The organism is Parafrankia sp. FMc2 (assembly GCF_041008525.1).
Classification (GTDB): Bacteria; Actinomycetota; Actinomycetes; order Frankiales; family Frankiaceae; genus Parafrankia.
On record NZ_JBFLUG010000273.1, the window covers coordinates 1 to 4470 of the forward strand.

5 protein-coding genes and 1 pseudogene are annotated in these 4470 nt (G+C 70.8%); 4 read left to right on the plus strand and 2 right to left on the minus strand.

Annotated elements, in window-relative coordinates; genetic code table 11:
- A pseudogene (locus AB1460_RS35845) lies at nucleotides 1–128 on the plus strand (ABC transporter ATP-binding protein); the annotation flags it as partial.
- 77 nt (nucleotides 129–205) lie between these two features.
- Here AB1460_RS35845 and AB1460_RS35850 read toward each other — a convergent pair.
- Complete coding sequence (locus AB1460_RS35850; RefSeq protein ID WP_368966901.1) at nucleotides 206–1225, minus strand: ABC transporter ATP-binding protein; 1020 nt, start codon at nucleotides 1223–1225, stop codon at nucleotides 206–208.
- 154 nt (nucleotides 1226–1379) lie between these two features.
- Here AB1460_RS35850 and AB1460_RS35855 point away from each other — a divergent pair, with 154 nt between their 5' ends.
- The 3 genes from AB1460_RS35855 to AB1460_RS35865 all read left to right on the plus strand — a co-directional run bounded on the left by AB1460_RS35855 (nucleotide 1380) and on the right by AB1460_RS35865 (nucleotide 3397).
- On the plus strand, nucleotides 1380–2324 hold the full coding sequence (locus tag AB1460_RS35855) for an SPFH domain-containing protein (RefSeq protein WP_368966903.1): 945 nt from the start codon (nucleotides 1380–1382) through the stop codon (nucleotides 2322–2324).
- 21 nt (nucleotides 2325–2345) lie between these two features.
- Complete coding sequence (locus tag AB1460_RS35860) at nucleotides 2346–2654, plus strand: hypothetical protein (RefSeq protein WP_368966905.1); 309 nt, start codon at nucleotides 2346–2348, stop codon at nucleotides 2652–2654.
- Nucleotides 2655–2722: 68 nt separating this feature from the next.
- Entirely contained in the window at nucleotides 2723–3397 is a 675-nt protein-coding gene (locus tag AB1460_RS35865; RefSeq protein WP_368966907.1) for a GOLPH3/VPS74 family protein, read from the plus strand.
- 50 nt (nucleotides 3398–3447) lie between these two features.
- Here AB1460_RS35865 and AB1460_RS35870 read toward each other — a convergent pair whose 3' ends face one another.
- A complete protein-coding gene (locus AB1460_RS35870) occupies nucleotides 3448–4284 on the minus strand; it encodes an undecaprenyl-diphosphate phosphatase (RefSeq protein ID WP_018636620.1) in 837 nt (278 codons plus the stop codon).
- Nucleotides 4285–4470: the final 186 nt, after the last annotated feature.

The window sequence follows — 4470 nt, forward strand, 5'->3', positions numbered from 1 at the left end:
TGAGGGGGCAGTTGGCCGCCGGCGTCCGCACCGAGCCGGAGGTCCTCGTCCTCGACGAGCCGTTCTCCGGGCTGGACCCAATGGCCGTCGACGTGATGAGCCAGGTGCTGCGGGAGCGGAAAAGCTCGGACAGTGACGGCCGGCGGCGCCGGAACTCCCGGACCGGCCCGCAGGCCGCCGGTAGGCCCGAGATCGGGTTCCTGGTTCACGCCCTTGTCCCCTCGTCCACCGTTCTCGTCTTTTCGCCGGCCGCCATCAGGGCACCCGCCGCCTTCGGGTCAGCCGCCGCCGTCCGGTCGTCCGGCGCACCGCTGACACCGGCGCCGCCCGCGCTCACCGCGGAGCGGAAAAGCTCGGACAGTGACGGCCGGCGGCGCCGGAACTCCCGGACCGGCCCGGCGGCCAGTGCCCGGCGCAGCAGATCCTGGTCGTCCGCGCCAGGGGCGAGGTCGACGACCGTGCGATCGCCCTCGGTGTGCCGGACGGTGACGCCAGGCAGGTCCAGCGCCCAGCCGGAGGGGGCCCCGGGCACCTCGACGATGATCTGCTCGACACCGCCGGCCCGCAGCTCGTCGACCGCGCCGCACGCGACCATGCGCCCCGACGCGACGATGCCGACGCGGTCGCAGAGCCGTTCGACGAGCTCCAGCTGATGGCTGGAGAACACCACCGGCACCCCGGCGGCGCTCCGCTCCCGCAGCACCTGGCTCATCACGTCGACGGCCATTGGGTCCAGCCCGGAGAACGGCTCGTCGAGGACGAGGACCTCCGGCTCGTGGACGAGCGCGGCGGCCAACTGCACCCTCTGCTGGTTGCCGAGGCTGAGGTTCTGGACCTCGTCGTCGCGGCGTGCCGCCACCCCGAGACGCTCCAGCCACGCCTCGGCGCTGCGGCCGGCGGCCGCGGCCGGCATCCCGTGCAGGCGGGCGAGATAGACGATCTGGTCACGGACCTTCATCTTCGGGTAGAGGCCGCGTTCCTCCGGCATGTACCCGATACGGCGGCGCACGGCGAGGTCGACCGGCCGGCCCGCCCAGCGGACCTCGCCCGCGTCGGCGGCGAGAACCCCGAGCGCGATCCGCATGGTGGTGGTCTTGCCCGCGCCGTTGCTCCCGACGAACCCGAACAGCTCCCCGGCCCGGACGTCAAAGGTCATCCCGTCGAGGGCGATCACCTCTCCGTAGCGCTTCCGCACGCCGTCGATCTCGAGACGCCTGTCCGTCACCGGTCACCTCCACATCGCGTCCACCCCGTGGACGACGCCATAGTAACCCGTTAAAGTGATATCACTTTGATATCGGGGCCGGGTTCGCGACGCGCGCCGCCGGACACATCCGGCCAGCACTGCCCAGCTCACCCAGCAACACCTGGAGGTACGCATGTCCACCGAGACACCACAGATCGGACCCACTCCCGTCGTCGACATGCCCGCGCCGAGCGTGGGCGAACATCCCGCGAAGAACGCCTCCGGCCTGGCCATGCTGCTGGCGGGGCTGGTCGGTCTGCTGGTCAGCATCGCGGCCGCGGTGCTGGGCATCGTGCTCGCGGCCGGCGACCACGCCGCGCCGGGCGCCGTCCTCGTCGTCGTGGGCGTACTCGGCGTCGTTGCCGTGCTCATCGCGCTGTGCGGTCTCACAGCGGTCTCCCCCGGTGAGGCGCGCGTCGTCGCGCTGTTCGGCCGGTACGTCGGAACCGTGCGGACCACGGGTCTGCGCTGGGTGAATCCGTTCACGACCCGGCGGAAGGTCTCGACCCGGATCCGCAACCACGAGAGCGGCGTGGCCAAGGTCAACGACGCGGACGGGAACCCGATCGAGATCGCGGCCGTCGTGGTCTGGCAGGTCAGGGACACCGCGCAGGCAGTGTTCGAGGTGGATGACTTCGTCGAGTTCGTGGCCATCCAGTCCGAGACGGCGGTCCGGCACATCGCGACCAGCTACCCCTATGACGCCGGGCCCGAGGTCATGTCGCTGCGCGACAACGCCGAGGAGATCACCGCACGGCTCGCCCAGGAGATCTCGACGCGGGTCGCCTCCGCCGGTGTACGGATCATCGAGTCCCGCATCACCCGGCTCGCCTACGCGCCCGAGATCGCCCAGGCGATGCTGCGCCGTCAGCAGGCGGGCGCCGTCGTCGCGGCCCGGTCAAAGATCGTCGAAGGTGCCGTGGGAATGGTCGAGGCAGCCCTGGAGCGGCTCGACCGCGAGAACATCATCGAGCTGGACGAGGAACGAAAGGCAGCCATGGTCAGCAACCTGCTCGTGGTGCTGTGCAGCGAACAGTCCACACAACCGGTCGTGAACGCCGGAACTCTCTACTCCTGAGCCCCGGAGCCAGCAAACGCCGTGGTCGAACGCAAGAAGATTCTGCTGCGCCTCGATCCCGCCGTGCACGACGCACTGGCGCGCTGGGCGTCGGACGAGCTGCGCAGCACCAACGCCCAGATCGAGCACCTGCTGCGCGCGGCGCTCGCCGCACGCGGCCGGCTCCCCCGGGACGTCGGGGCCATCCCCCGGCGGGGCCGGCCCCGCAACGAGACCGAGACCAAAGCCGAGACCAGGACCGAGCCCGAGCCCGAAGCCGAGGCCGGCATTCCCGAAGGCCACATTCCCGACTCCGGCTCGACGGGACCCGAGGACCCTCACCCACCGTGATCAGAACACCGCTGAAGGAAACCCGCGGCCGACCCGCCGGGGCCGGTCGGAGCAGTAGGAGGCCCACCGTGGAGCCACCCTCGTCCCTGCCAGGCCAGCTTTTTCTGCTGGCCTACGACCTGGACCGCGATCGCATGCGCCGATCGCCCTACCTCGGCCGTGCGCTGCGGGCGGCCGCCCTCACCGAGCTCCGCCAGCAGGGCGCGATCGCCGACGAGCGAGGCCGGGTCCGGCTCGTGCCCGCGTCCGGCGCCGGTCGGCACCCCCGGCCCGGGGCACCGGGCCGGGGAGCGCCCGACCTCGACGCCCTGTCCGCGGCCGTGGCCGAGGAGATCAGCGCCCGGCCGCGGCCCCGCAAGTGGCGGCACTGGGTGGACAGGAACCAGCGGGCGGCCGTCCGGACGGTGCGGGACGAGCTCGCAGCCGGGCACTGGATCCGGGTGGAGCATCGCCGGATCCTCGCAGTCATCCCCTCGACGGTCGTCACCGTGCGGGACAGGGCCATGGTGCGCCGGCTCCATGGCACGGTGGACCAGGTGCTGCGGGTCGGTTCGAGCGCCGGGGCCAACCCGGTCGCCGCCAGCCTGGCGGCGCTCCTCGGGGCGGGCGAGATCGGTGCGCTTCGCAGCTGGCGGGCCCGGCGGGCCGTCCGGCACCGGCTTGCCGTGATGGAGCCGGTGGCCGGTCCCGCCGTCGCGGCGCTGCGCGCCGCCGTGCGCTCCCAGAAATCCGAGGGCGCCTGAGCGCGTCCGGGCGGCAGGGATCAACTCGGATCAGGCCGGATCAGATCCGATCAGGTCGGGGAGATGAGGCCCGTCGCGAGCAGGAAGAGGAGGATCGATCCGAGGGCGAGGCGGTAGATGATGAAGACGCTGTAGCTGTGCCGCGCGACGAACTTCAGCAGCCAGGCGATCGCGACGTAGGCCGTCAGGAAACTGACCACGGTCGCGGTGATGGTGACCGTCCAGCCGACCCCGTTGGCGATGTTGGACGACTCGGTCACGACCTGGAGCAGCGCGGCGGCGAACAGCGCCGGGATCGAGAGGAAGAACGACAGCCTGGTCACCGTGACCCGGTCGATTCCGCGGAACAGGCCGGCGGACATCGTCGAACCGGAACGCGAGATCCCGGGAATCAGGGCCATGCACTGGACGACGCCGATCACCAGGGTGTCCTTCCAGGTGACGTCCTCCTCGTGCCGCTTCTGGGTGGCGACGTGATCGGCGTAGGCCATAACCCCGCTCCAGCCGATCAGCGCCAGGCTGACAAACCACAGGCTCCGCAGTGTGGTCTCGATCTGATCTTTGAAGAGCAGACCGACGATCCCGATCGGAATGGAGCCGACGATCACCGCCGTGCCAAACCGAAAGTCGGGGTGATCACGGTACTCTGGCCTGGTCAGGCCCCGGGCCATGGCGGCGATGATGCGCTGGAAATCGCGCCGGAGGTACAGCAGGGTGGCGAATACCGCGCCTACCTGGATGATCGCCGTGAATGCGGTGATGTCCGGGTCGTCGATCTTGTGGCCGAGCGCCTTCTCCAGGATCGTCAGGTGGCCGGTGCTGGAGACCGGGAGGAACTCCGTCAGCCCTTCGACCGCACCGAGAAAAACCGCTTCGACGATATTCATTCCAGCCCTTCCTCGGCACCACCTGCGACCGGCGGACCGCCAGGAGTGTATGCCGGGAAAGATCGGCAATTGACACGGGGTCTACCGGGCACGCCCCACCTGGCGGCGCTCACCGGACCTGCGGGCTGCACGCCGCGGCCGCCGACACGAACCCACGCACCCGTCCCACCCCGCCCCGTCCCACCC